The organism is Shewanella sp. KJ2020 (genome assembly GCF_024197625.1).
In the GTDB taxonomy this organism is placed as follows: domain Bacteria; phylum Pseudomonadota; class Gammaproteobacteria; order Enterobacterales; family Shewanellaceae; genus Shewanella.
Window position 1 is genome coordinate 132,740 of sequence record NZ_JAKUKD010000030.1, and the last position, 23,374, is coordinate 156,113.

23 protein-coding genes are annotated in these 23,374 nt (G+C 47.1%); 19 read left to right on the plus strand and 4 right to left on the minus strand.

Annotated elements, in window-relative coordinates; all coding sequences use genetic code 11:
* The first annotated feature begins 12 nt into the window (after positions 1 to 12).
* Positions 13 to 1,308 (plus strand): HAAAP family serine/threonine permease, encoded by a 1,296-nt coding sequence (locus tag MJO46_RS15980; protein WP_253990176.1) that lies wholly within the window; start codon positions 13 to 15, stop codon positions 1,306 to 1,308.
* Between the two features lie 79 nt (positions 1,309 to 1,387).
* Here the strand turns inward: MJO46_RS15980 and MJO46_RS15985 are convergent, their stop codons facing one another.
* Positions 1,388 to 1,831 (minus strand): GNAT family N-acetyltransferase, encoded by a 444-nt coding sequence (locus tag MJO46_RS15985; RefSeq protein WP_253990177.1) that lies wholly within the window; start codon positions 1,829 to 1,831, stop codon positions 1,388 to 1,390.
* A 209-nt stretch (positions 1,832 to 2,040) separates the two neighbouring features.
* Here MJO46_RS15985 and MJO46_RS15990 point away from each other — a divergent pair, with 209 nt between their 5' ends.
* Both MJO46_RS15990 and MJO46_RS15995 read left to right on the plus strand, forming a co-directional pair.
* Entirely contained in the window at positions 2,041 to 2,337 is a 297-nt protein-coding gene (locus MJO46_RS15990) for a hypothetical protein (RefSeq protein ID WP_253990178.1), read from the plus strand.
* A gap of 178 nt (positions 2,338 to 2,515) precedes the next feature.
* Positions 2,516 to 3,847: a dicarboxylate/amino acid:cation symporter gene (locus tag MJO46_RS15995; protein WP_253990179.1), complete on the plus strand. Its 1,332-nt coding sequence runs from the start codon at positions 2,516 to 2,518 to the stop codon at positions 3,845 to 3,847.
* Positions 3,848 to 3,941: 94 nt separating this feature from the next.
* On the opposite strand, the gene MJO46_RS16000 is transcribed toward MJO46_RS15995, so the two are convergent.
* Entirely contained in the window at positions 3,942 to 4,358 is a 417-nt protein-coding gene (locus tag MJO46_RS16000) for an META domain-containing protein (protein WP_253990180.1), read from the minus strand.
* Positions 4,359 to 4,429: 71 nt separating this feature from the next.
* Here MJO46_RS16000 and MJO46_RS16005 point away from each other — a divergent pair, with 71 nt between their 5' ends.
* Positions 4,430 to 4,660 carry a hypothetical protein gene (locus tag MJO46_RS16005; protein ID WP_253990181.1) on the plus strand — a complete coding sequence of 77 codons (231 nt, stop codon included), beginning with the start codon at positions 4,430 to 4,432 and terminating at the stop codon, positions 4,658 to 4,660.
* 3 nt (positions 4,661 to 4,663) lie between these two features.
* Here MJO46_RS16005 and MJO46_RS16010 read toward each other — a convergent pair whose 3' ends face one another.
* Positions 4,664 to 5,704, minus strand: a complete 1,041-nt coding sequence (locus MJO46_RS16010) for a GGDEF domain-containing protein (RefSeq protein WP_253990182.1) — start codon at positions 5,702 to 5,704, stop codon at positions 4,664 to 4,666.
* Positions 5,705 to 5,872: 168 nt separating this feature from the next.
* Between MJO46_RS16010 and MJO46_RS16015 the strand changes: the two genes are divergently transcribed.
* Together MJO46_RS16015 and MJO46_RS16020 are read left to right on the plus strand one after the other, a co-directional pair.
* Complete coding sequence (locus tag MJO46_RS16015; protein ID WP_253990183.1) at positions 5,873 to 6,415, plus strand: GNAT family N-acetyltransferase; 543 nt, start codon at positions 5,873 to 5,875, stop codon at positions 6,413 to 6,415.
* A gap of 28 nt (positions 6,416 to 6,443) precedes the next feature.
* Positions 6,444 to 6,794 (plus strand): hypothetical protein, encoded by a 351-nt coding sequence (locus MJO46_RS16020; RefSeq protein WP_253990184.1) that lies wholly within the window; start codon positions 6,444 to 6,446, stop codon positions 6,792 to 6,794.
* A 159-nt stretch (positions 6,795 to 6,953) separates the two neighbouring features.
* Here the strand turns inward: MJO46_RS16020 and metK are convergent, their stop codons facing one another.
* A complete protein-coding gene (metK, locus tag MJO46_RS16025) occupies positions 6,954 to 8,105 on the minus strand; it encodes a methionine adenosyltransferase (protein WP_011918748.1) in 1,152 nt (383 codons plus the stop codon).
* A gap of 478 nt (positions 8,106 to 8,583) precedes the next feature.
* Between metK and tkt the strand changes: the two genes are divergently transcribed.
* The 13 genes from tkt (at position 8,584) to MJO46_RS16090 (ending at position 23,339) form a co-directional block, all read left to right on the plus strand.
* Entirely contained in the window at positions 8,584 to 10,578 is a 1,995-nt protein-coding gene (gene tkt, locus MJO46_RS16030) for a transketolase (protein ID WP_253990185.1), read from the plus strand.
* Positions 10,579 to 10,706: 128 nt separating this feature from the next.
* Complete coding sequence (epd, locus tag MJO46_RS16035) at positions 10,707 to 11,723, plus strand: erythrose-4-phosphate dehydrogenase (protein ID WP_198782406.1); 1,017 nt, start codon at positions 10,707 to 10,709, stop codon at positions 11,721 to 11,723.
* Between the two features lie 131 nt (positions 11,724 to 11,854).
* Positions 11,855 to 13,030 carry a phosphoglycerate kinase gene (locus MJO46_RS16040; RefSeq protein WP_253990186.1) on the plus strand — a complete coding sequence of 392 codons (1,176 nt, stop codon included), beginning with the start codon at positions 11,855 to 11,857 and terminating at the stop codon, positions 13,028 to 13,030.
* Positions 13,031 to 13,214: 184 nt separating this feature from the next.
* The gene (gene fba / locus MJO46_RS16045; protein ID WP_253990187.1) at positions 13,215 to 14,282 is read left to right on the plus strand and encodes a class II fructose-bisphosphate aldolase; all 1,068 of its coding nucleotides are present in this window, start codon (positions 13,215 to 13,217) and stop codon (positions 14,280 to 14,282) included.
* Between the two features lie 95 nt (positions 14,283 to 14,377).
* Positions 14,378 to 15,606, plus strand: a protein-coding gene (locus MJO46_RS16050) for an IS3 family transposase (protein WP_253987867.1) whose coding sequence is annotated in 2 segments (ribosomal slippage) — positions 14,378 to 14,720 and positions 14,720 to 15,606 — 1,230 coding nt in all. Because the reading frame shifts where the segments join, the coding sequence is not laid out codon by codon here.
* Positions 15,607 to 15,803: 197 nt separating this feature from the next.
* Positions 15,804 to 16,835, plus strand: coding sequence for a DUF2804 domain-containing protein (locus MJO46_RS16055; RefSeq protein WP_253990188.1), 1,032 nt, complete (start codon positions 15,804 to 15,806; stop codon positions 16,833 to 16,835).
* Positions 16,836 to 16,880: 45 nt separating this feature from the next.
* On the plus strand, positions 16,881 to 17,747 hold the full coding sequence (locus MJO46_RS16060) for a sterol desaturase family protein (protein ID WP_253990189.1): 867 nt from the start codon (positions 16,881 to 16,883) through the stop codon (positions 17,745 to 17,747).
* A gap of 246 nt (positions 17,748 to 17,993) precedes the next feature.
* The gene (locus MJO46_RS16065; protein WP_253990190.1) at positions 17,994 to 18,638 is read left to right on the plus strand and encodes a hypothetical protein; all 645 of its coding nucleotides are present in this window, start codon (positions 17,994 to 17,996) and stop codon (positions 18,636 to 18,638) included.
* 156 nt (positions 18,639 to 18,794) lie between these two features.
* Positions 18,795 to 20,189 (plus strand): UDP-N-acetylmuramate:L-alanyl-gamma-D-glutamyl-meso-diaminopimelate ligase, encoded by a 1,395-nt coding sequence (gene mpl / locus MJO46_RS16070; protein WP_253990191.1) that lies wholly within the window; start codon positions 18,795 to 18,797, stop codon positions 20,187 to 20,189.
* Between the two features lie 4 nt (positions 20,190 to 20,193).
* A complete protein-coding gene (locus MJO46_RS16075) occupies positions 20,194 to 20,853 on the plus strand; it encodes a flavin prenyltransferase UbiX (protein WP_253990192.1) in 660 nt (219 codons plus the stop codon).
* 7 nt (positions 20,854 to 20,860) lie between these two features.
* Positions 20,861 to 21,388: a hypoxanthine phosphoribosyltransferase gene (gene hpt / locus MJO46_RS16080; RefSeq protein WP_198780950.1), complete on the plus strand. Its 528-nt coding sequence runs from the start codon at positions 20,861 to 20,863 to the stop codon at positions 21,386 to 21,388.
* A gap of 245 nt (positions 21,389 to 21,633) precedes the next feature.
* Positions 21,634 to 22,572 carry an ABC transporter ATP-binding protein gene (locus tag MJO46_RS16085; RefSeq protein WP_253990193.1) on the plus strand — a complete coding sequence of 313 codons (939 nt, stop codon included), beginning with the start codon at positions 21,634 to 21,636 and terminating at the stop codon, positions 22,570 to 22,572.
* Positions 22,569 to 23,339: an ABC transporter permease gene (locus MJO46_RS16090; protein WP_253990194.1), complete on the plus strand. Its 771-nt coding sequence runs from the start codon at positions 22,569 to 22,571 to the stop codon at positions 23,337 to 23,339. The genes MJO46_RS16085 and MJO46_RS16090 overlap by 4 nt, the downstream gene beginning before the upstream one ends.
* The last annotated feature ends 35 nt before the right edge of the window (positions 23,340 to 23,374 follow it).

The following is a 23,374-nucleotide window of genomic DNA, read 5'->3' on the forward strand; positions in this document are numbered from 1 at the left end:
GGTAACTTTTATATGCAAAAAGATGCGACCAGTGTTCTTGGAACACCCCAAAGCACGCAGGAACAGGACACAAAAAAAGGTTTATCTTGGACACGCCAAGACACCACTTGGATGCTGAGTTTATTTGGTACCGCCGTCGGTGCTGGTATTTTGTTTTTACCTATTAATGCGGGCATGGGCGGTTTTTGGCCCCTCGTATTAATGGCGGTGATCATAGGTCCTATGACCTATTTAGCCCACCGCGGCCTTTCACGCTTTGTGTGTTCATCGAGCATTCCGGGTAGTGATATTACCCAAGTTGTGGAAGAACATTTTGGCATTGGTGCGGGTAAAGCCATTACCTTGCTGTACTTCTTTGCCATTTATCCCATAGTGCTAATTTATGGTGTGGGTATTACCAATACGGTTGATAGCTTTATTGTGAACCAATTGGGCATGGCCTCTCCACCGCGTTTTCTGCTCTCTGGCGTACTGATCTTCGGGATGATGGCGGTGATGGTCGCAGGTGAGAAGTTTATGCTCAAAGTGACCCAGCTACTGGTATATCCGCTGGTGGGTATCTTGGCATTTATGTCGATTTATTTAATCCCAGAATGGAAAATGGATGCGCTGCAGGTTGTGCCAGAAGCAGGGGCTTTTTTAGGCACTGTGTGGTTAACGATTCCAGTTTTAGTGTTTGCCTTTAACCATTCTCCCGCGATTTCACAGTTTTCGGTTTCCCTAAAACGTGACCATGGGGCAAATGCGGCCCGTAAGGCGGATGTGATTCTGCGCAATACCTCCATGATGTTAGTCGGCTTTGTGATGTTATTCGTGTTCTCCTGCGTGTTGTCCCTATCACCTGAGCAACTCGCCGATGCGAAAGCGCAAAACCTGCCGATTCTGTCTTATCTCGCAAACGTACATAACAGTGGTTTTGTGAGCTACTTTGGCCCATTAATCGCCTTTATCGCGATAGTTTCTTCTTTCTTTGGCCATTACATGGGCGCGACAGAAGGGATGAAGGGGATTATTGTTAAGCAGTTAGACGCGAATAAAAAAGGCATCTCAGAGCAAAAAATCAACAAATTTATTCTGGTGTTTATGTTTGTGACGATTTGGGCCGTGGCAATCAAAAACCCAAGTATTTTGAATATGATTGAAGCTTTAGGTGGTCCAATTATCGCGGCTATTCTGTACTTAATGCCTATGTACGCTGTGTATAAAGTGCCAGCATTAAAAGCGCACCGTGGCCGGTTCAGTAATATCTTCGTGGTGATTGCGGGTCTGTTGGCCATGACGGCAATTCTGTTTGGTTTCTTCCGTTAGTTTTTGTTTTTAGTCTTAAAAAAACAGGATCTGGCCATAGGCTCGATCCTGTTTTTTTATAGATAATATGTTGAATAACTTATTTTTCTTCGTACATCAGGTAGTAGCTTTGCTTCATCCCCAGTGCTTGGTAAGTTTGCTGCGCGTTAATATTTTCCTGCTCGACATACAGACGGAAACTGGCGGCGCCGCCATTGAGCTCGGCTAAGTGCTTAACTTCGTTATAGAGTTTGCCATAAATGCCCTGACGACGATTTTGCGGGCGAATATACACGCTTTGGATCCAGTAATAATCCTTGGCGCGCCAGTCACTCCATTCGAATGTTACCATTAGCGAACCCACAATCTCCTCGGCGATTTGTGCCACAAGATAAAAGCCTTTTTCAGGTGCATTGAGTAGCGTACTGACACCTTTAGTGAGTGTGGTTTCATCTAACACTAAGCCTTCGGTTTCTTGGGCCATCGCCTGATTAAATTGTACTAAGGCGGTGAGATCCTGCGCTGTAGCTTTACGGATCAACATATAACAACTCCTTGGCGGTTATTCGACAATACCGCTCTTGTTGGGTAGGACATTTGGGCGGCTCACTTTAGCATGGAACGAACAGGGATAACGAGTGGGGTAAGGTTTTGCCTGGAGTTGCAGTTTTTAATGGTGAAACTTTGTACGACTAAAGTCTAATCTGCTAGGCTTGTATTAGGTTTTTCTACCTTAAGATTAGTGAGTCTACTATGGGATTCGTTAAGTCTAGCCGCCGCTTTAAACTTAGATGTTTGCAGGTCTATGATGCTAAAAAAGATCAGCAAATTCATCATGGATTGCATTTTATCTTAACCTTACTGACGTTTGGATTATGGGGCCTAGTTTGGTGGTGGCTGATACTCAAATCACAGGGGGGATCTGAGTCACTCTTTAGCGGTTTTGATGATGACTATTGGAGCTATTTAATCGAGCGTGAGCAACCTCCGGCGGCGCTTTACCGCCAACAAATTGCCTCGACAGTGGATACGGGACATTTTGAGGCTTAGGTGGTTTGTTTGCACGTCTTTGATGTATTTTGCAACGGTTGGCATCAACGTGATACAGATCATCCTTAGATTTTTATCCCTTATGCTAGACTCGGCGGTTAGCTAATTTAGAGGCTTAAATTAGTGTCGCCAAGGATAGGGCTCGCCATATCATCATTTAAAACTCAAGGTTAAAAACATGTCAAAACAGAGGTCATCAGCGTTAGGCCGGGCTTGGTCTTATTGGATGTCAGTGCCGCTATGGCTACAAATTTTTGTCGGTATGGTGTTAGGTATTACCGTTGGCGTGGTGCTCGGTGAGCAGGCGACCTACTTAAAACCAATAGGCACGCTCTTTGTGAATACCATTAAGATGCTGATTGTGCCTTTGGTGTTTTGCTCGTTAATTGTCGGCGTAACTTCGATGGAAGACACCGCCAAGATGGGGCGGATCGGCTTCAAATCCTTTGCATTTTATCTCTCCACCACCGCAATTGCGATAAGCCTTGGTTTAGTGGTGGGCTATATTATTCAGCCCGGCGCCGGCGTTCCGTTATTAGAGCATGATGCGGTGCAGACAGTGAAGGAAGCCCCTTCGGTGATGCAAACCCTGATTGATATAGTGCCAACCAACCCCGTTGCCGCGTTGGCCAGTGGGCAAATTTTACAGGTCATTGTATTTGCTGTGGCGTTGGGCATAGCTTTGGTACTGATTGGCGACCATGGCAAACCTGCAGTCAAAGTGTTTGAGAGCTTAGCCGAGGCCATGTACAAACTCACCGATATGGTGATGAAACTCGCCCCTTACGGTGTTTTTGGCCTAATGGCATGGGTCGCGGGGGAATATGGCATTGAGATGTTATGGCCGCTGATTAAGGTGATTATTGCGGTATATATTGGCTGTATTATTCATGTTTTAGGCTTTTACAGCATAGTGTTACGCGTATTTGCTAAGCTGGACCCTTTGCAATTTTTTAAAGGCATTAGTAATGCGATGGCGGTGGCTTTCACAACCTCAAGCTCGGCGGGTACTCTGCCCGCCAGTATGAAATGTGCCAGCGAGTATCTCGGGGTTAATAAAAAGATTTCGAGCTTTGTATTGCCCCTTGGCACCACCATCAATATGGATGGGACGGCTTTATACCAAGGGGTAACTGCGCTGTTTGTGGCGCAGGCCTTTGGTATTGATTTAACTTGGGTAGATTATCTCACTATTATTTTAACCGCGACTTTGGCGTCCATCGGCACGGCGGGTGTACCAGGGGCAGGCTTAGTCATGTTGACCTTAGTGCTTTCAACCGTAGGTTTACCCTTAGAAGGGGTGGCGTTAATTGCGGGTATTGACCGTATTCTGGACATGGCTCGGACAGTCGTTAACGTATCGGGCGATCTCGTGGCGACGACTGTGATTGCTAAGTCTGAAAATGAACTCGATGTTGAGCATTACAATGCCGATATGGCACAAAGCGCTGTGTTCGCCGAGCAAAATGCGGCAAGCGAACATGCGGCGGCGAAGAATGCCAAAGCCTAAGTGATGATATTGGATCTAAAAAAACCGCCATTGGCGGTTTTTTTAGATTTATGGGACTTAAGATTTATACCACTTAGGCTTATTTGACTTATGTTTACTTCACTTGGCTTAACACTAGCACAGGTTTGTCGTCGCTACTCAATAGGGTGAGGCGACCCTGCTGCAGTTTTGCTTTAGCGACGAGTGGCATGGCCTGCATGACTTTATGCTCTTGCTGCATTAGGGCATCGACACAGGCTTTCATCGTGCTTCCTGCGGGCATAAGCTTAAGTTCCTGCCCCTGCTGAGTGTATTGGCCGAAAAAGTTATTACAACTGTTGTTGCCATGGAGTTTACCCTCGGCGTCGAAGGTAATTTGTGCTGGGCTGTAATCGATAGTGGGTTGACCCTGAACTACCTCAATGTGCCAACTGCCCTGTAATGGCACTGTGTCCTGATTGGTAACGTCAGTGCTCTGACAAGCGGTTAAGCCAAAAAGTAATGCGCTTAATAGAAATGTTTGTTTTAACATTGTCTCTGTTCCTTTTTCCATATTCATGCCCATAGTGTGACAAGTTTAGCCCGAGATCTAAAGAGGTTTATATGGCAGATCAAATTAAAACTATTATGAATTTGTTGAAGTTTTTACATTGGTTAGGGGTATTAATGTTAGTTTGCGGGCTTGGGATCTATCTGTTGACCCAATGGAGTCTAGACATCAGCGGCATGTTATTGATCGCAACGCTGATTGGTTTAGGACTGGTACTGATGTCGCCCTATCCAGTGGTCTTGTTTATTCAATGGGCTAAGCGTCAAGATGAGCGTCTCAAATAATACTCAAAGCTCCGCTGAATCGGCCGCAGGATTATCGTATAGGCTCGAGTCGATAGAACTTGAAATAGCGCCTGGGTTAGTCGCGCTTGCGCTGGGGGTTGTTGTATCTGGCACGGCAGGGCGCATTGACAAGAGTTGACTGCGGGCCCCTTCCATCATTGGGGCTAGTTTGGCGCTCGATTCCGGAGTGAAAAAACTATAACTACTATCGAGTTTAAGCGCATGGTTTTGCTGCTCTAATTGCTTTTCGACTCGCTTCATTATGTGTACTACATCCCGCTCACTATCCACAAATACCAAGACGACAAACTGAGTCGCTGTGTAATGGGCGGCAATATCGGCGGTGCGTATCGTATCTTGGATTAAGTTACCGAGTAATCTATGGTGTTTTTCTTCAAGGGGTTTTTCTGTGTCTTTAGGGGATTGTAATTCAAAGAAAATGATCCCCGCATGGGCACCAAAGCGGCGGCCTAAGTTGAGTTGTCTTGGCGCCATCATCACAAAACCATAATGGTTGAGCATGCCAGTTTCTTGATCGCGCATGGAAAGTGATTCGATACGGTGGTACTGACACAACAGAGAGAGATCCTGCTGCAATAGGATCTGAAATGGCTCCAACATAGCGGCATTGCTTAGGGGATCTGTCATGTGCGGGTTAAGTACGCACAGCGCCCCAAACTGACTGCCATCGGGCCAAGCGATAGGGCGGGAGAGAATATACTGTATGCCATCAAAATCCCGCGGTAATTCATCGAGCATAAACCGCGCAAGGTTTTGATAGTCTCCCTCTGGCTTGCTATAAATACACTGTTTAAAGAGGGAAAAGTCTAATGGATACAAGGTGCCAGAAGTGAAGAGTGGGGTTTCATTCATGGAGCTGACAATAATCTCAAAACCTGAGTGAATCGATTGGATCACAAACACGCTGGTCGCGCTATAGAAGCTTTTGATCAATTCGCATTGGTGCATCCAACGCCCAAAATTGACTTGTTGATGATCGCTGTCGAGCAGACTCACATTAGGATTGATAGTATCGGGCAGCATAAAGTCGCCTAGCAGTGGCTAAATATGCATTAAGTTTGGGAAACAAAAGGATAATTAGCAAATCTGTACGGTAAAAAAGCCATAATAACCTGCACCTAATATCGGGGTTAGTGTTTGGCTCCTGTATACTGGCGCATCCCCTGTTTCGGCAAAAGGAAGAAAATTGCGGTGAAGATACGATTGGCTACACTACAAGATATTGATTTATTAGTAAAATTTGAAAGAAAACATCTTAATGATGAGCTAGCGTCGGCCAATATGGGGCTGCAAGGACAAGCGTTTTCCCACAGTGAACTGACTGAATTAGTGCAGCACCATTGGATTGTGGTAGCACAGTTAGAGCAGCAGATAGTCGGTTATGTGATTGCTGGCCGTTGGGGATTTTTCGAACATTGGCCCATTTACCGCACCATACTGAATCGTTTACCCCAACTCGATTGGCATGGGCCTAAAATAACTAAGGCAAATTCATGCCAATACGGGCCTATTTGGGTGCAACAAGCCCACCGTGGGCAAGGTGTTTTCGAGGCGTTAGTCAGTGAAGTTCGCCGTCAAGTTGCTCCCCATTTTAACTATATGCTGACCTTTATTGCCGAAGACAATGAGCGCTCCTTTGCCGCCCATTCAGGTAAGGCCAAGATGCAAGTTTTGGACTTTTTCACTGTCTCTGCCAGAGATTATTATTTAATGGTGGCAGAAACACAGCGGTAATCGTTTAGATTCCCTTGGAGATAAATACGTGACTATACAATTTGTTGAGTCCCTATTAGCAGCCTACGCCGGGGTTACGCTATCGGCTTGGGATAATCTGAGGCTGGTCCTATCCGAGTGCTCTCACCATGGCTTTGAGGCGAAGGGATTTGAAGTCGAGTTTGCCGCTGACTCTAATCTATCGCGCTATTATTGGGTTCAAATTGGAGATATTTGGCTCGATTGCGGCAGAACCAATGCCTATTCGGCCGCGATAACGCAACTAACCGATGAGCAAGTGAGTTGTATAAATGCCAAGCAGTCACTGGCGTGCGCCATTTTATCCCAGGAGCAGTTGGGTTTACTCTGCATGCAAAATGCCCATTTCGATCATTGCTAGGTGCAGTTGTTCATCCACAGGGATATGGGAATGTCACTATAAATTGGGAACATTATTGACTATGTGATGGTGACATTCGCCCCACAAATTTCAGACATAAAAAAACCGCTGGGTAGCGGTTTTTTATATTGCAATCTTAGCGAGTCGTAATCGAAATAATTACAGCCCAGCGTCAGCGCGCAGTGCTTCGGCTTTATCTGTCGCTTCCCATGGGAACTCGTTGCGGCCAAAGTGACCGTAAGCGGCAGTTGCCTGATAAATTGGGCGAGCCAGATTTAACATTTCAGTCAGGCCATATGGACGCAGATCGAAGTGTTGACGCACTAACTTGATCAGCACTTCTTCAGACACTTTACCCGTACCGAAGGTTTCGATGCTGATGGATGTTGGCTCTGCCACACCGATAGCGTAGGACACTTGCAATTCACAACGGTCAGCCAGACCCGCAGCAACGATGTTTTTCGCTACATAACGGGCAGCGTAAGCGGCGCTACGGTCAACTTTTGATGGATCTTTACCAGAGAAAGCACCACCACCGTGACGTGCCATACCGCCGTAGGTATCAACGATGATCTTACGACCCGTTAAACCACAGTCACCCATAGGTCCGCCGATAACGAAACGGCCAGTTGGGTTGATAAAGTATTTAGTGTCTTTGCTTAACCACTGGGCAGGCAGAACTGGCTTGATGATGGTTTCCATCACGCCTTCGATCAAATCTGCTTGGGCGATATCAGGGCTGTGCTGGGTTGAAAGCACGATCGCATCGATACCGACAATCTTGTTGTTTTCGTAGGCAAAGGTGACTTGGCTTTTCGCATCGGGGCGCAGCCATGGCAGAGTGCCATTTTTACGTACTTCTGATTGACGCTTCACTAATGCGTGGGCATAGGTGATAGGGGCGGGCATCAGAATTTCGGTTTCGTTGCTGGCATAACCAAACATTAAACCTTGGTCGCCGGCGCCTTGTTCTTTAGGATCGGCGCGATCAACACCTTGGTTGATGTCAGGAGACTGTTTACCAATGGCGTTTAATACGGCGCAAGAATCGGCATCGAAGCCCATATCTGAATGGGTATAGCCAATTTCACGAACCGTTTTACGGGTCAGCTCTTCAATATCAACCCAGGCAGAGGTAGTGACTTCGCCACCTACTAATACCATGCCGGTTTTGACATAAGTTTCACACGCCACGCGTGCTTTTGGATCTTGGGCCAGAATTGCATCTAGCACAGCATCAGAAATCTGATCTGCAATCTTATCGGGATGACCTTCTGAGACCGACTCAGAAGTAAACAAGTGCTTTGCCATAGTAGGAAAATCTCGTCGTTAGCATTCAAACGTGTAGAAGCATCTACATCTAGACGGCTATTTTAGTGGAAATTCACTTTGATGACACCCCCTAAACTAAATATTTGTGTGTAAAGTGAGGTAAGCCCCAAATCGGGGAGCGTTTGTGGTTTTTGAGTCTCTGCTCTAACCTAATGAATTAATAGCAGTATGTGGGTTTTCGTCCCGATGAGTTGCGTTAATCCTCGCTAGGCAGAAGTAAAACTAAGCTTGTGGCTTGAGCGCTCAGTGATTCGATGTGAAAACTAATGCCTATATTTGAATTATTGTATGACAAATATGTTTAATGTGTTTTAAGATGAATTAGCCTAAAGCTTCTAAGGTGTAATCCACCAGACTGGGCATTGGATTGCAATTTTCGTTTGCGTCGCTTCGCTATGTAGGGGAAAATATGCGTCCAAATTGCCCGCTAGACCCCACAAATTAAGCAGGAGAGAGCATGTCTTCCCGTAAAGTACTCGCCAACGCAATCCGTGCGTTAAGTATGGATGCAGTTCAAAAAGCAAACTCAGGCCACCCCGGCGCCCCTATGGGCATGGCAGACATTGCGCAAGTGCTGTGGAATGATTTCCTTAAGCACAATCCGAACAATCCAAAATGGGTAGATAGAGATCGCTTTATCCTCTCTAACGGTCACGGCTCTATGCTGATCTACTCTTTATTACACCTAACAGGTTATGACTTGCCAATCGATGAACTGAAGCAATTCCGTCAGTTACATTCAAAAACCCCTGGTCACCCAGAATACGGTTATACCCCAGGTGTTGAAACCACAACGGGTCCATTAGGCGCAGGTATCAGCAACGCAGTGGGTATGGCGATTGCCGAAAGAACACTCGCGGCGCAGTTTAACCGTGATGGTCACGACATCGTCGACCACTACACTTACTGCTTCTTAGGCGATGGCTGCTTGATGGAAGGTATTTCCCACGAGGCTTGTTCTCTTGCGGGCACTTTAGGCCTAGGTAAACTGATCGCATTTTGGGATGACAACGGCATCTCTATCGACGGCCATGTTGAAGGCTGGTTTACCGATGACACGCCAAAACGTTTCGAATCCTACGGCTGGCATGTGATTGCCAACGTCGATGGCCATGATAGCGATGCGATTCACGCGGCTATCGCAGCGGCTAAAGCGGTCACCGACAAACCGACTATGATCTGCTGCAAAACCATTATCGGTTTTGGTTCGCCAAACAAATCTGGCAGCCACGATTGTCACGGCGCGCCATTAGGCGATGCAGAAATCGCCGCAGCCCGTGAATTTTTAGGCTGGCCACATGCACCATTTGAAATCCCTGCCGATGTTTACGCAGGTTGGGATGCTAAAGAAGCGGGCGCTGCCCGTGAAGCCGCTTGGAACGAAAAATTCGCTGCCTACGCTAAAGCTTATCCAGAACTGGCGGCAGAATATGAGCGCCGTGTACTGAAAGGCGAATTACCTGCTGATTTTGAAGAAAAAGCTCAGGCATTTATCCAGGCTTGCCAAGATAAAGCCGAAGGTATTGCGAGCCGTAAAGCCTCACAAAATGCTATCGGAGCCTTTGGTGCTATGTTACCTGAACTGCTTGGTGGCTCTGCCGACTTAGCGGGTTCTAACTTGACCTTATGGTCAGGTTCTAAAGGTATTCAAGACGATGCTGCAGGTAACTACGTGTACTACGGTGTGCGTGAGTTCGGTATGAGCGGCATTATGAACGGCGTGTCACTCCACGGTGGCTTTATCAACTACGGCGCAACTTTCATGATGTTCATGGAATACGCCCGTAACGCTGTACGTATGTCGGCGCTGATGGGCATTCAAAACATCTTCGTTTACACCCATGACTCTATCGGTCAAGGTGAAGATGGTCCAACGCATCAACCCGTTGAGCAATTAGCTAACCTGCGTATGACGCCAAACATGGCTGTATGGCGCCCCTGTGACGCGGCTGAAACCGCAGTTGCGTGGAAAGCAGCAATTGAACGTCGCCATGCTCCAACATCACTGATTTTCAGCCGTCAAAACCTCAAGGCTCAAGCTCGCACCGCTGAGCAATTAGCCAATGTGGCAAAAGGCGCTTATGTGCTTAAGGATTGCGCGGGTACGCCTGAGTACATCCTGATCGCAACCGGTAGCGAAGTACAGTTAGCGATGGAAGCTGCGGCGGCTCTGACCGAGCAAGGCAAACAAGTGCGTGTGGTTTCTATGCCATCAAACACTGAGTTTGATAAGCAAGATGCGGCTTATAAAGAGTCAGTATTGCCACGTGCTGTGACTAAACGTATTGCTATCGAAGCGGCCCATACCGATTTCTGGTACAAGTATGTTGGTTTCGAAGGCACTGTCGTTGGCATGACCACCTTCGGCGAGTCTGCGCCAGGCAACGTACTGCTGAACCATTTCGGTTTCACCGTTGAAAATGTGCTGAATGCAGCAAAATCATTAGGCTAATAGCTTAAGGGATTAGATTAAATACAAAAGGTTAAACTTTTGAACTGTTAATCTGTATAATGCGGCCTGCAATCGTTTGCAGGCCGTTTTTGTTTATGCAGTATTATTAAGAGGAAATTGAGACCTCAATGATCCGAGTCGCAATCAATGGTTATGGTCGTATTGGCCGCTCTATTCTTCGAGCTTTATATGAGTCGGGAAAACGTCAGCAAATACAGATTGTCGCGATAAACGAATTAGCCAAGCCTGAAGCCATCATTCACTTGACCCAGTACGATACTACCCACGGTCGCTTTGCGCATAAAGTTAAGCTAGCCGATGATCATATGCTGATCGGCGATGATGCCATCAAAATCCTCCATGAAGCGGATCCCGCAAAATTGCCATGGCGCGAGATGGATATTGATATCGTTTATGAAGCCACGGGCGCAATTTTAGATCGCCAAAGCTGCGAGGCCCATATCCATGCTGGTGCTAAACGGGTGCTGATCAGTCATCCCTCGTCGGCCGATGTCGATGGCACTATTGTCTATGGTGTAAACCACGATTTACTGCGTGCCGAGCACACTGTGGTTTCTAACGCCTCCTGCACCACCAACTGTATCGTCCCGGTTATCGATGTGCTCGATAAACACTTTGGGGTGAAAAGCGGCGCCATTACTACTATCCATTCTGCGATGAACGATCAGCAAGTGATTGATGCTTATCATGATGATCTGCGTCGCACCCGCGCCGCTGGCCAATCCATTATTCCAGTCGACACTAAGCTTGCCCGCGGTATCGAGCGGATTTTGCCGCACATGAAAGACAAGTTTGAGGCAATTTCGGTGCGTGTCCCCACCATCAATGTGACTGCCATCGATCTTTCCGTCACTTTAGCGAAAACAGTGGATATTGCTACCGTCAATCAAGTGTTAGAATTGGCCGCCAATGGACGATTTAACGGCATCTTGGGCTATACTGATGAGCCGCTGGTATCATGTGATTTTAACCATGATCCCCGTTCCAGTATTGTCGATGGTACCCAGACTCGAGTGAGTGCGGGCCAGCTCGTCAAATTGCTGCTTTGGTGCGATAACGAGTGGGGTTTTGCCAATCGCATGTTAGATACCAGTTTGGCGATGATTGCGGCTAAACAAAGCTGAAAAAGAATGTATACCAATGGGCTAAAGCGTGGGTCGCCAATTCGACGGGATGTCGAGTGCCGAGTCGCTATCCACTCTAACCGATTGATGAAAAACCAGTTTGTTTTTTGATTATAAAAGGAAGTGTTACCATGGCAATTATCAATATGTCAGATTTAGATCTCCAAGGTAAGCGAGTGCTTATCCGTGAAGATCTTAATGTGCCTGTCAGCAATGGCGTCGTCACCAGTGATGCGCGTCTACGTGCTTCTCTCCCTACTATCGAGTTAGCCCTTGCCAAAGGTGCGGCTGTGATGGTGATGTCTCACTTAGGTCGTCCAACCGAAGGTGAGTACAACAGCGAATTCTCAATGCAACCTGTGGTCGATTACTTGGCCAAAGCATTATCTTGCAACGTCCGTTTAGCGACCGACTATTTAGACGGCGTCGAAGTTGCTGTGGGCGAAGTGGTGGTGTTTGAAAATGTTCGCTTTAACAAAGGCGAGAAGAAAAACGACGAAGCGCTATCTAAGAAAATGGCCGCCCTGTGCGACGTTTATGTGATGGATGCCTTCGGTACCGCTCACCGCGCAGAAGCCTCAACCAACGGTGTCGGTTTATACGCTCCTATCGCCTGTGCTGGCCCATTACTGGCCCAAGAGTTAGATGCCTTAGGCAAAGCGTTAGATAATCCAGCTCGTCCATTAGTGGCGATTGTTGGCGGCTCTAAAGTGTCGACTAAGCTGACCGTATTAGAAAGCTTATCCGGCATTGTGGACCAGCTAGTGGTTGGCGGTGGTATTGCCAACACCTTTATCGCTGCGGCGGGCCACAATGTAGGTAAATCTTTATACGAAGCGGATTTAATTGATGAAGCTAAGCGCTTAGTGGCGAACGCCCAAAGCCGCGGTGGGGATATTCCTGTGCCTACCGATGTGGTTGTGGCGGGTGAGTTTAGCCCAACGGCAACGGCGACTTTAAAAGCGGTGAGTGAGGTTGGCGATAGCGATATGATTTTCGATATCGGCCCAGACAGCGCCGAAGCCTTAGCGAAAATCATTGAGTCTGCTGGCACTATCGTGTGGAACGGTCCTGTGGGAGTATTCGAATTCGACCAATTCGGTGAAGGCACTAAGCGTATTGCACAAGCTATCGCTGATTCTAAAGCCTTCTCTATCGCTGGCGGTGGTGACACTCTAGCGGCGGTTGATAAATATGGTATCGCCGATAAAGTGTCTTATATCTCTACAGGCGGTGGCGCTTTCCTTGAGTTTTTAGAAGGTAAAGAATTACCCGCTGTGGCTATGCTCGAAAAGCGCGGTGCCTAAGCAAATATGAATAACGCGGCGCATAACCACGCCGCGATTAAGCTAGTTAAGCTGTTATAAAAATTATAAAAAACCGCTCGTCTCTCTAAGGTATTAGCGGGGCGGGCATAAAAATCCATCCAAACGATAGCGACCTCGGTGACCCAGCATTAATGTGAAGTCACCCTATTATTGGAGTTAAAAAATGGCGTTAATTTCCCTACGACAACTACTCGACCACGCGGCAGAACATGGATACGGTGTGCCAGCGTTTAACGTAAACAACTTAGAACAGATGCGTGCGATCATGCAGGCGGCGGAAGCGACCGACAGTCCTGTTATCGTGCAAGCCTCTGCCGGTGCACGTAAATATGCCCGTCCTCAGTTCTTAAAATATCTGATGACCGCAGCGCTTGAGCAGTATCCCGATATTCCCGTCTGTATTCACCAAGACCATGGTACTGACCCTGATATCTGTCAGCGTTCTATCCAACTTGGTATGTCATCAGTGATGATGGACGGCTCGTTAATGGCGGATGGTAAAACTCCAGCGTCTTACGAGTACAACGTCGATGTGACTCGCAGAACCGTTGCCTTCGCCCACGCCTGTGGTGTGTCGGTTGAAGGTGAAATCGGTTGTTTAGGCAGCTTAGAAACCGGTACTGCCGGTGAAGAAGACGGTGTAGGCGCAGAAGGCGTATTAAGCCATGACCAACTGCTGACTAGCCCTGAAGAAGCTGCGCGCTTCGTTGCCGATACCCATGTTGACGCGCTGGCGATTGCGATTGGTACTAGCCACGGTGCTTACAAGTTCAGCCGTAAACCTACGGGTGATGTGCTGCGAATTGATCGCATCAAAGAAATCCATGCCCGTATTCCTAACACTCACTTAGTGATGCACGGTTCATCTTCAGTGCCGCAAGAATGGCTTAAGATCATCAACCAATACGGTGGTCAAATTCCTGAGACTTACGGTGTGCCATTAGAAGAAATCGTTGAAGGTATCAAACACGGCGTGCGTAAAGTGAACATCGACACCGACCTGCGCTTAGCGTCTACCGGTGCCGTACGTAAATACTTGGCCGAACACCCAAGCGAGTTCGACCCACGTAAGTTCCTAAAAGCCTCTATGGAAGCGATGGCCGATATCTGTACTATCCGCTACGAAGCTTTCGGTTGTGCGGGTCAAGCCTCTAAGATTAAGCCTTTGTCTTTACAAGCAATGTACAAAGCTTATCAATCAGGTGCCTTAGATCCTAAGATCAACCTGTAAGCTTAATTATTGCCCGAATAAGCCCGCTTTTTAGCGGGCTTTTTTTATGCAAAATGTCCCGTCCTGAAATACGTTGACATAAAGAGGACTTCTTTATGACAACATCAATTAACTCAAGCCGTAAGCGCACACAACGAGATTACACCTTAGCCTTTAAATTAGGCGTTGTAGAGCGTGTTGAAAAAGGCGAAATGACGTACAAACAAGCCCAAGGCCGTTTTGGTATTCAAGGCCGTTCAACCGTACTCGTTTGGCTTCGAAAACATGGTAGACTCGATTGGTCGAAACCTTTTCAGCATCCCCTTATGCCTAAGTCAAAAGAAACCCCTGCCGAAACGATCAAGCGCCTTGAACGTGAGTTAGCAGAAGAGAAACTGCGCAACCAAATCCTCAATGGCATGGTTGATATCATGGACAATGAATATGGAGCTGGCCTCAAAAAAAAGTACTTATCCGGTACGTCTGGCAAGCAAAAGGCAACGGAGAAATAAACCTCGCAGCCGCATGTCGTGCTGCGGGTATGTCGAGGCAAGGTATTTATCAGGCAGTTGCTCGAATGGAACGTCGTAGAGCTGAGCTATCGGTCATCAAAGACTGGGTCCAGTACTGGCGTAAATATATGCCAAGGTTAGGGGCCCGTAAGCTCTACTCGTTGATAAAATCCAAGCTGGTTGAACACGATATTAAACTCGGGCGAGATGGGTTCTTTACCTATTTGAGAAGTGAAGGTTTGCTGGTTAAACCGAAGAAAAGCTACACAAAAACCACGTTCAGCAAACACTGGATGAAGAAGCATTCTAATCTGCTGAAAGAGGAAGGACTACATGATGCAGGGCATGTACTGGTCAGCGATATCACCTATCTTGAGTCAGACCAAGGTGTGCACTACCTGTCACTGGTCACCGATGCGAGTTCTCGTAAGATAGTCGGTCATCACGTGAGTAAAGACATGAAAGCCGAGAGTGTGGTGAAAGCGTTAAAAATGGCCATAAAAGATAAACGCTATATTGGCAACGCGGTGCATCACTCAGACAGAGGCTTACAATACTGCTCAGCAGTTTATCAGAATGCGCTTCAGGCGAGCCAAATCCAGCCGTCAATGACGGATGGTTATGATTGCTACCAAAATGCATTAGCAGAAAGAGTGAATGGCATACTGAAGCAGGAGTTTTTACTGCACCGATGTAGGACATTTGCGGAGCTGAAGATACTTGTTAGAGAATCGATAGCAATATACAACGATATGAGACCGCATCTGAGTTTGAATATGGCAACCCCTAATCAGGTGCACAATAGAAAAGGCCAGCTACTGGAGCTGGCCTAAAAACTGTCAACCTATCTTAGGACGGGACATATATTTTAAACGTGCGAGATTAAATAGTGTGGCGTTCTATAACAAAGTTACAACAATTTGATGTTGCACTCTTTTAATGCAGTGGGGGACAGGTTAGAGTAAAAATTCAACGTTGAATTAGAGCGTATTTATGCTCCAAATTACTTATGCAAGCGCAAGGCGAAGTCATGTTACCCATCACCACTCAAATTGCCCCTGATAGTTTAATCAATCCTAAAGGTGTCCCGCATTTCGGTCATTTCGATGGCATAGTTAAGTCCTTAGGTGTGGCCAATTTTACCTATTTTGACACTATGGATAGACCCGCTTCGGCCTGGGCAAGACGCTTTGACTACAAACAATTCCAGTTCGTTTCCTTGGTTACCCCAAGATTCGTGATTGGCGTAGCGCTGGCCGATATTGCCTATCTTGGCAGTGCTTTTTGCTATATATACGACATAAAAAACAATCGTTTAACCCAACAAAGCTGGCTAAAACCCCTAAGGTTTGGCTATCGGATGACCGCCTCTCCCGCCAATGGCAAGAGTGGCATTGGCCGCAAAGGGGCTGGGTTTAGTTTTGAGATAGTCGATGGTGGGTGGCACTTGCTCCTCGATACTCAGCATATTCAAGCCGATCTTAAGTTGCAGCCTGCGCCACTCAGTTTACCTATGGCGATGTGCAGTCCAACGGGTTACAACGGCTGGACCTATACGCAGAAACACAATGGCCTCGCCGTTAAAGGCAGTTTGACCGTTGAACATGAGCCACAGCCACTCAATCAAGCTTTAGCTGGGTATGATTTTTCGGCGGGTTTTATGCGCCGTGATACCAGTTGGCGCTGGGCTTCGATTAACGCCCAAATCGAGGATGGCATTATGGGGCTTAACCTCGCCGCGGGAGTCAATGAAACTGGCGCTAATGAAAATGTCTTTTGGATTAATGGTGAGCGACATTTACTTGGGCCTGTCCAGTTTGAATTTGACCGTCATGCCAGCCAAGGGGCTGAAGTGTGGCGCATTTATAGCCATAACGGGCAAGTCGAACTGCAGTTTTCAGCCAGGAACTGTCGTAGCGAAAAACGCAATTTGCTGCTACTAAAAAGTAATTTTCGCCAATATATCGGCCACTTTAGCGGCACTATTATCGATAATCAGGGACGACGCCATTCGTTGAATAATGTACTTGGTTTAACCGAAGATCATTATGCTCGTTGGTAATTAATCTCGTAGACAATAAATAATAATAAGAATAGGAAAAATCATATGGATATCGCCGCGTTAATTCAGCATCCCGAAGTGTTGTTAATAGTGTTAGCACCGATTTTTTTCGTGTGTATTTTGCTGGAATGGTATTTGGGCGATAGGCAACAAAAACTACCCCTGAGTGCGGGTTATCGTGGCCCTGAAGTACTCTGTAATTTTAGCCTTGCGGCCATGCACCAAGGCGCCGATCTGCTTACTGGTTTGCTGATCGCTAAGCTATATCTCGCGGTTTTTGGTTGGAAACTCTTCGATATTGAAATGGGGCCCCTCAGTTTTATCGCCCTAATGGTCGCTCAGGATTTTTGTTATTACTGGTTTCACCGGGCGAGCCACAGAGTGCGTTGGATGTGGGCGGCACACGTCGTCCACCATAGCTCTGAGAATATGAATTTTAGCACTGCGTTTCGCCAGAGTTTAATGTACCCCTTTGCCGGTATGTGGATCTTCTGGTTACCGCTGGTGATCGTCGGTTTTGATCCTAATTGGGTGGTTTTTGTGGTGTTACTCAATCTTGGCTTGCAATTTTTTGTGCATACCCAAGCCGTTAAATCCCTTGGCCCCTTGGAGTGGATTTTCAACACACCATCACACCATAGGGTTCACCATGGTCGCAACCCACAATATATCGATAAAAACTATGCGGGGATTTTGATCATTTGGGACAAGCTCTTTGGGACCTTTGAGCCTGAGGTTGACACTGTGATTTACGGCATCACTAAGCCGATAAACAGTTTTAATCCTCTAAAAGTCACTTTTAGCGAATGGCGCGACATGTTTACTGAGGTGACGGCGAAGGGATTAAGCCTTAAGCAAAGATTGCGGATCCTCTTTGCTCCTCCGGCGGCGAGCGTCAAACACAACGACTAAATCCTGCAGTTTCAAAGTTCTGCTACGACAAATTTTAGCTACGAGAAAGTTTGTCTACGCACAAGCTAAGTTCCGTATAAGCTCAACCATCAAGCACTATCAATAAATAGTCTAAATGGCTAATGGTGCAAGGGCATTTGCACCGTTAGGCTAGGGTTCTTTTTTGTGTGGAGCACAAAAAATGTACAGTGCCAGACTTTGGTGGTAGTTTTTTGGATAAGTCTCTCGTTTTAGGTGATTGTCGTTATGGTGGATGAACCCCATTTATCCCTAGAGGAATTAGCTTGTTTTAGGGAGTTATTTACCCCTACACGGCTTGATAGTGGATTGAGCCAAGATAATTTCCCTCAAGAGCCGATGGTCAACCATGTGTTGACTGTATCGACTGAGGTTCCGCAGGTGATTGCCTCTATTTTAGGTAAGGCCAAATTGACCTTACTCGCTGAAGTCGGCTCCTATAAACTCTGGTTCCCCCTGTGCATGAAAATGGATGATTTTGGACAATTGCAACCGACATTAGGTGTGCCCGAAGTGTTAGATGCATCGGGCGTCGAACGTAGCTGGCGTTTAACTCAGGCCGAAGATGTGTGGATATTTGACCATGATCAGGGCGAACAATGGTCCGTGGCATCCCTATCGAGTTCGGGGATGGCTATTCGGGCGAAGTCACAACAACAATTCGCCCAATTGCTCGGGAGTAAAGATTTACAATTGCAGCTTCCCGATGGTGAGACTCTACGAGTGGATATCGAGCCCATCCGCAGTGAGAAGGGCTTAGCCATAGTGAAATTTCAAGCTGAGGCCGAAGAGCGTGAGGCGCTACGTCAGTTCCTGTTTAATCGTCACCGTAGCCAACATGCTAAACTTTACGCCAGTGTACAAGCCAAGTGATTCGACGCTGTTAGAGAAAAATCATTGAATTGTAAAATATCCTCGCGCCCCTACAGATCTTTTCTTATTGAGCCGCTTTTCCGAGATCCTAACCTGCCAATCTGCCCTGTGATGGATTAGAATGGCCTTGAATTCAAAAACATCAGAGCGAGCAGTATGCACGTACATATTTTAGGAATTTGCGGAACCTTCATGGGCGGCTTAGCATTATTAGCGAGGGCCAAAGGGCATAGAGTGACGGGCTCAGACGCCAATGTCTATCCCCCGATGAGTACACAGCTTGAAGAGCAAGGCATTGAACTTATTCAAGGTTTTGACCCAAGCCAATTGGGTGATGCGGGGCACTATCCTGACCTAGTCGTTATTGGCAATGCCATGAGTCGTGGCAATCCCTGCGTCGAAGCCGTACTGAATCTTGGCATTCCTTATACCTCTGGCCCGCAGTTTTTAGCCGACCATATTTTACCTGAACGTTGGGTTTTAGCGGTTGCCGGTACCCACGGTAAAACCTCAACTTCGAGTATGTTGGCATGGATTCTAGAAGATTGCGGTTATCAGCCTGGATTTTTAATCGGTGGCGTTCCGCAAAATTTCGGGGTTTCGGCCCGTTTAGGTCAATCCGCTTTCTTTGTGGTTGAGGCCGATGAATACGACAGTGCCTTCTTCGATAAGCGTTCCAAATTCGTGCACTATCATCCGCGTACCTTAGCTATTAATAACCTTGAGTTTGACCACGCCGATATTTTTGCCGATCTTGCTGCTATCCAAAAACAGTTTAATCACTTGATCCGCACAGTTCCAGGTGAAGGGAAAATTCTCTGGCCAGCCGATTCCCAAGCGGTAAAACAAACAATCGATATGGGTTGTTGGAGCGAGCAGGAAACCTTCCATAGCGGCGAATCAGCAACAGGTTGGTATGGCAAAGCGCTCAGTGATGATTGCCATCAATTTGAAGTGTTTTTCGATGGGCAGTCCCAAGGTGTTCTCGAATGGGATCTTATCGGACAACACAATATCGAAAATGCCATTATGGCCATTGCTGCGGCGCGCCATGTGGGTGTACAGCCGAGTGCTGCGATTGCGGCGTTGGCAAAGTTTGTTCCGCCTAAGCGCCGTCTCGAGTTGCTAGGTACTGTCAATGGCGTCAGTGTGTACGATGATTTTGCCCATCACCCAACGGCAATCGCAACTACCCTAAAGGGCATGCGTGCTAAGGTTGGCCAGAGCAAAATCACTGTGGTGTTGGAGCCGCGCTCGAATACGATGAAGAGCGGAGTGCATAAAGACACTTTGGCCTATTCTATGATGCAGGCCGATGAAGCCTTTTTATATCAAGCCGATACCATCGATTGGAATATGAAAGAAGCTATGGAAGCCGCGGTGATCCCTGTCACTGTGCTGCACCAGATTGATGATGTGGTCGCTAAAGTGGCCAGTACGGCAAAAGCGGGAGATACCATAGTGGTGATGAGCAACGGCGGGTTTGGTGGCCTACATAAAAAGCTCTTGGCTGCCCTAGAGGTGAGCCCGCAATTGATGGAACAGGTTTAATCCCATGGCCTATGTAAAGTCCGCTAAGGCGATAAGCTTAGCTTGGACCGGTGCCTCGGGCGCTCCCTATGGGTTGAAGCTACTCGAATGCTTATTGGCCTCGGGTTATCAAGTGTTTTTGATGATCTCCAGTGCCGCGCGCGTCGTGCTGGCTACCGAGCACGGGTTGCAGCTCAGCGCCAATAGCGATAAAGCCAAAACACAATTGCTGGAACTGCTTGCCCAAAGACATGTGGCGATAGCGGGTGAGCTGGTGGTGCTGGGTAAGGATGAATGGTTTTCACCGCCAGCCTCGGGCAGTGCTGCACCTAAGCAAATGGTGATTTGCCCTTGTTCCACCGGGACATTAGCGGCGGTTGCTACGGGAATGAGCAATAATTTGCTCGAGAGGGCGGCGGATGTCGTCATCAAAGAACGTGGGCAGCTTATCCTTGTCCCTAGGGAAACTCCGTTTAATTCCATTCACTTAGAGCATATGCTTAACCTTTCTCGCCTAGGCGTCACTATTATGCCTGCCGCGCCAGGTTTTTATCATAATCCCAAATCGGTGGAAGATCTGGTAGACTTCATGGTCGCTCGGATCTTAGATCATTTGGGCGTTGACCATGCATTAACGAGTCGCTGGGGTTACAGCAAGATAACTGACCGCGACATCGACAATTGAGATTAATATGAAACACACCACCGAAGTGATGATCTCTGCAGAAGAGATCAGCCAAAAATTGGATCAAATGGCCGAGCTTATTAATGCCCACTATGCCAACAGCGAACGCCTGCTGATGGTAGGGCTGTTAAAGGGCTCTGTGGTTTTTATGGCTGATTTATGCCGCCGTATCAAAGGCCATGTTGAAATCGACTTTATGGCGGTTTCCAGTTATGGCAATGCTATGACCAGTTCACGGGATGTGAAAGTGCTGAAAGATGTGCAATCGGATATCGCGGGCAGAGACGTATTGATTGTGGAAGATCTGATTGACTCGGGTAATACATTAAGCAAAGTACGCGAAATGCTGTTGCTGCGTGAACCTAAGAGCTTAGCCCTGTGTACGTTGCTCGATAAACCCGAACGCCGCGAAGTGGATGTTAAAGTAGACTTTATCGGTTTTACCATTCCCGATGAGTTTATCGTTGGCTACGGTATCGATTACGCCGAGCAGTATCGCAATCTGCCTTATATTGCCAAAGTGGTACCGCTCTAATTACTAATTAAGGCCCCGTTCGGTCTTGAACAAAACTCCCGCCCTGTGTGGGAGTTTTGCTTTTATCTATACGGCGGTTTGAGCCGTGACGCTACCAAGGTTTAAGTTGAGCATATTTAATAAATTTAAGCGCTTACAGTTCAACTGATTAGCCCTAGCTGTGACTTTTAACCCTGTTAACGTATTGCATTTGGTTTTTTTGCCACCATCTTATAACTCTCGCTATTGAAAGATCAGGAATCACTATGGCCAATACAGCCCATACTCTGGTACTCGAAGGACTTAAAAAAACCTATAAAGGCGGTGTCGAAGCAGTAAAAGGCATCAGTCTTGAGGTTAAGCAGGGGGACTTTTTTGCCTTACTCGGCCCGAATGGGGCGGGAAAATCCACCACCATTGGGATTATCAGCTCCTTGGTGCAAAAGACTGAAGGGACGGTAAAAGTCTTTGGTTATGATATAGATAAACAGTTAGAACACGCCAAACTTTGTATAGGTTTAGTACCGCAGGAGTTCAATTTTAACCAGTTTGAAACCGTATTACAAATAGTGGTGAACCAGGCTGGCTACTATGGTGTGCCTAAACCTATTGCCCTCGAGCGTGCCGAAAAATATTTAAGCCAATTGGATTTATGGGAAAAACGCAACAGCCAGTCGCGGGAATTATCCGGCGGTATGAAACGGCGTTTAATGATCGCCCGTGCCCTGATGCACGAACCTAAGCTACTGATTTTAGATGAGCCTACCGCCGGAGTGGATATAGAACTACGCCGTTCTATGTGGGCGTTTCTCAAGCAAATCAATCAACAGGGCGTGACGATTATCCTCACCACCCATTACCTCGAAGAAGCGGAAATGCTCTGCCGTAACATTGGCATTATCGATAAGGGGATACTTGTTGAGTGCACGAGTATGAAGGCGTTGCTCAGTAAGCTCAATATGGAGACCTTTATCCTCGACCTGCGCCGGGATATACCCGCGGCGCCTTCGCTCAATGGTATGGTCTGCCGTTTAACCGATCCCCATACCTTAGAGGTAGATGTAGCTAAAGAGCATAATCTGAATGATGTTTTTAGCCAGTTAACCGCCGCCAATGTGGAAGTGTTATCGATGCGCAATAAGTCGAATCGTTTAGAAGAACTCTTTGTTGAATTAGTGAAGAAAACGCCGGGGGCCAAGGCATGAAACAGCTCTACTTTATCGCCTTTAAAAGCATTTTAACGAAAGAAATTAATCGGTTTACCCGCATTTGGATCCAAACCTTATTGCCGCCTGCGATTACTATGACCTTGTATTTTTTGATTTTTGGTAATTTAGTCGGCAGCCGAATAGGGGAAATGGGCGGGGTGTCCTACATGGAATTTATTGCCCCTGGTTTGATTATGATGTCGGTGATCACTAACTCCTACTCTAACGTAGCCAGTTCCTTTTACAGTGCTAAGTTTCAGCGCAACTTAGAAGAGCTTATGGTCGCGCCTGTACCCCATTATGTGATGATTGCGGGCTATGTTGGCGGTGGCGTCGCCCGCGGTTTATGTGTGGGGTTGATAGTGACACTCGTCGCGATGTTTTTTGTCGATATTAGCCTACACCATGCTGGCTTAGTGGTGATGACGGTCTTTTTAACCTCAGTGTTATTCTCATTGGGTGGTCTTATCAATGCGGTATTTGCTAAAAGTTTCGATGATATCAGCATCATACCGACTTTTGTGCTCACTCCATTAACTTACCTTGGCGGCGTGTTTTACTCCCTGTCACTCTTGCCATCCTTCTGGCAGGGCGTTTCATCCCTTAACCCTGTTGTGTATATGATCAACGTATTCCGCTACGGATTTTTAGGGTTTGCCGATATTAGCATTCCCTTATCCATCGCCATTATGGTGGGTTTCTGTGCCGCGCTATGGGGCCTCGCTTATTACCTTATCTCCCGAGGGATAGGATTACGAACTTAGTTGATAGGTTGATAGCCAAATAAGAAGGGAGCCAT

Coding starts and splice junctions, on each gene's coding strand:
- metK (WP_011918748.1), bottom strand. CDS start 8,105: ATGGCAAAGCACTTGTTTACTTCTGAGTCGGTCTCAGAAGGTCATCCC.
- fba (WP_253990187.1), top strand. CDS start 13,215: ATGGCGTTAATTTCCCTACGACAACTACTCGACCACGCGGCAGAACAT.
- hpt (WP_198780950.1), top strand. CDS start 20,861: ATGAAACACACCACCGAAGTGATGATCTCTGCAGAAGAGATCAGCCAA.
- MJO46_RS15990 (WP_253990178.1), top strand. CDS start 2,041: ATGGGATTCGTTAAGTCTAGCCGCCGCTTTAAACTTAGATGTTTGCAG.
- MJO46_RS16075 (WP_253990192.1), top strand. CDS start 20,194: ATGGCCTATGTAAAGTCCGCTAAGGCGATAAGCTTAGCTTGGACCGGT.
- MJO46_RS16055 (WP_253990188.1), top strand. CDS start 15,804: ATGTTACCCATCACCACTCAAATTGCCCCTGATAGTTTAATCAATCCT.
- MJO46_RS16085 (WP_253990193.1), top strand. CDS start 21,634: ATGGCCAATACAGCCCATACTCTGGTACTCGAAGGACTTAAAAAAACC.
- MJO46_RS16005 (WP_253990181.1), top strand. CDS start 4,430: ATGGCAGATCAAATTAAAACTATTATGAATTTGTTGAAGTTTTTACAT.
- MJO46_RS15980 (WP_253990176.1), top strand. CDS start 13: ATGCAAAAAGATGCGACCAGTGTTCTTGGAACACCCCAAAGCACGCAG.
- epd (WP_198782406.1), top strand. CDS start 10,707: ATGATCCGAGTCGCAATCAATGGTTATGGTCGTATTGGCCGCTCTATT.
- MJO46_RS16040 (WP_253990186.1), top strand. CDS start 11,855: ATGGCAATTATCAATATGTCAGATTTAGATCTCCAAGGTAAGCGAGTG.
- MJO46_RS15995 (WP_253990179.1), top strand. CDS start 2,516: ATGTCAAAACAGAGGTCATCAGCGTTAGGCCGGGCTTGGTCTTATTGG.
- tkt (WP_253990185.1), top strand. CDS start 8,584: ATGTCTTCCCGTAAAGTACTCGCCAACGCAATCCGTGCGTTAAGTATG.
- MJO46_RS16065 (WP_253990190.1), top strand. CDS start 17,994: ATGGTGGATGAACCCCATTTATCCCTAGAGGAATTAGCTTGTTTTAGG.
- MJO46_RS16010 (WP_253990182.1), bottom strand. CDS start 5,704: ATGCTGCCCGATACTATCAATCCTAATGTGAGTCTGCTCGACAGCGAT.
- MJO46_RS16090 (WP_253990194.1), top strand. CDS start 22,569: ATGAAACAGCTCTACTTTATCGCCTTTAAAAGCATTTTAACGAAAGAA.
- MJO46_RS16000 (WP_253990180.1), bottom strand. CDS start 4,358: ATGTTAAAACAAACATTTCTATTAAGCGCATTACTTTTTGGCTTAACC.
- mpl (WP_253990191.1), top strand. CDS start 18,795: ATGCACGTACATATTTTAGGAATTTGCGGAACCTTCATGGGCGGCTTA.
- MJO46_RS16060 (WP_253990189.1), top strand. CDS start 16,881: ATGGATATCGCCGCGTTAATTCAGCATCCCGAAGTGTTGTTAATAGTG.
- MJO46_RS15985 (WP_253990177.1), bottom strand. CDS start 1,831: ATGTTGATCCGTAAAGCTACAGCGCAGGATCTCACCGCCTTAGTACAA.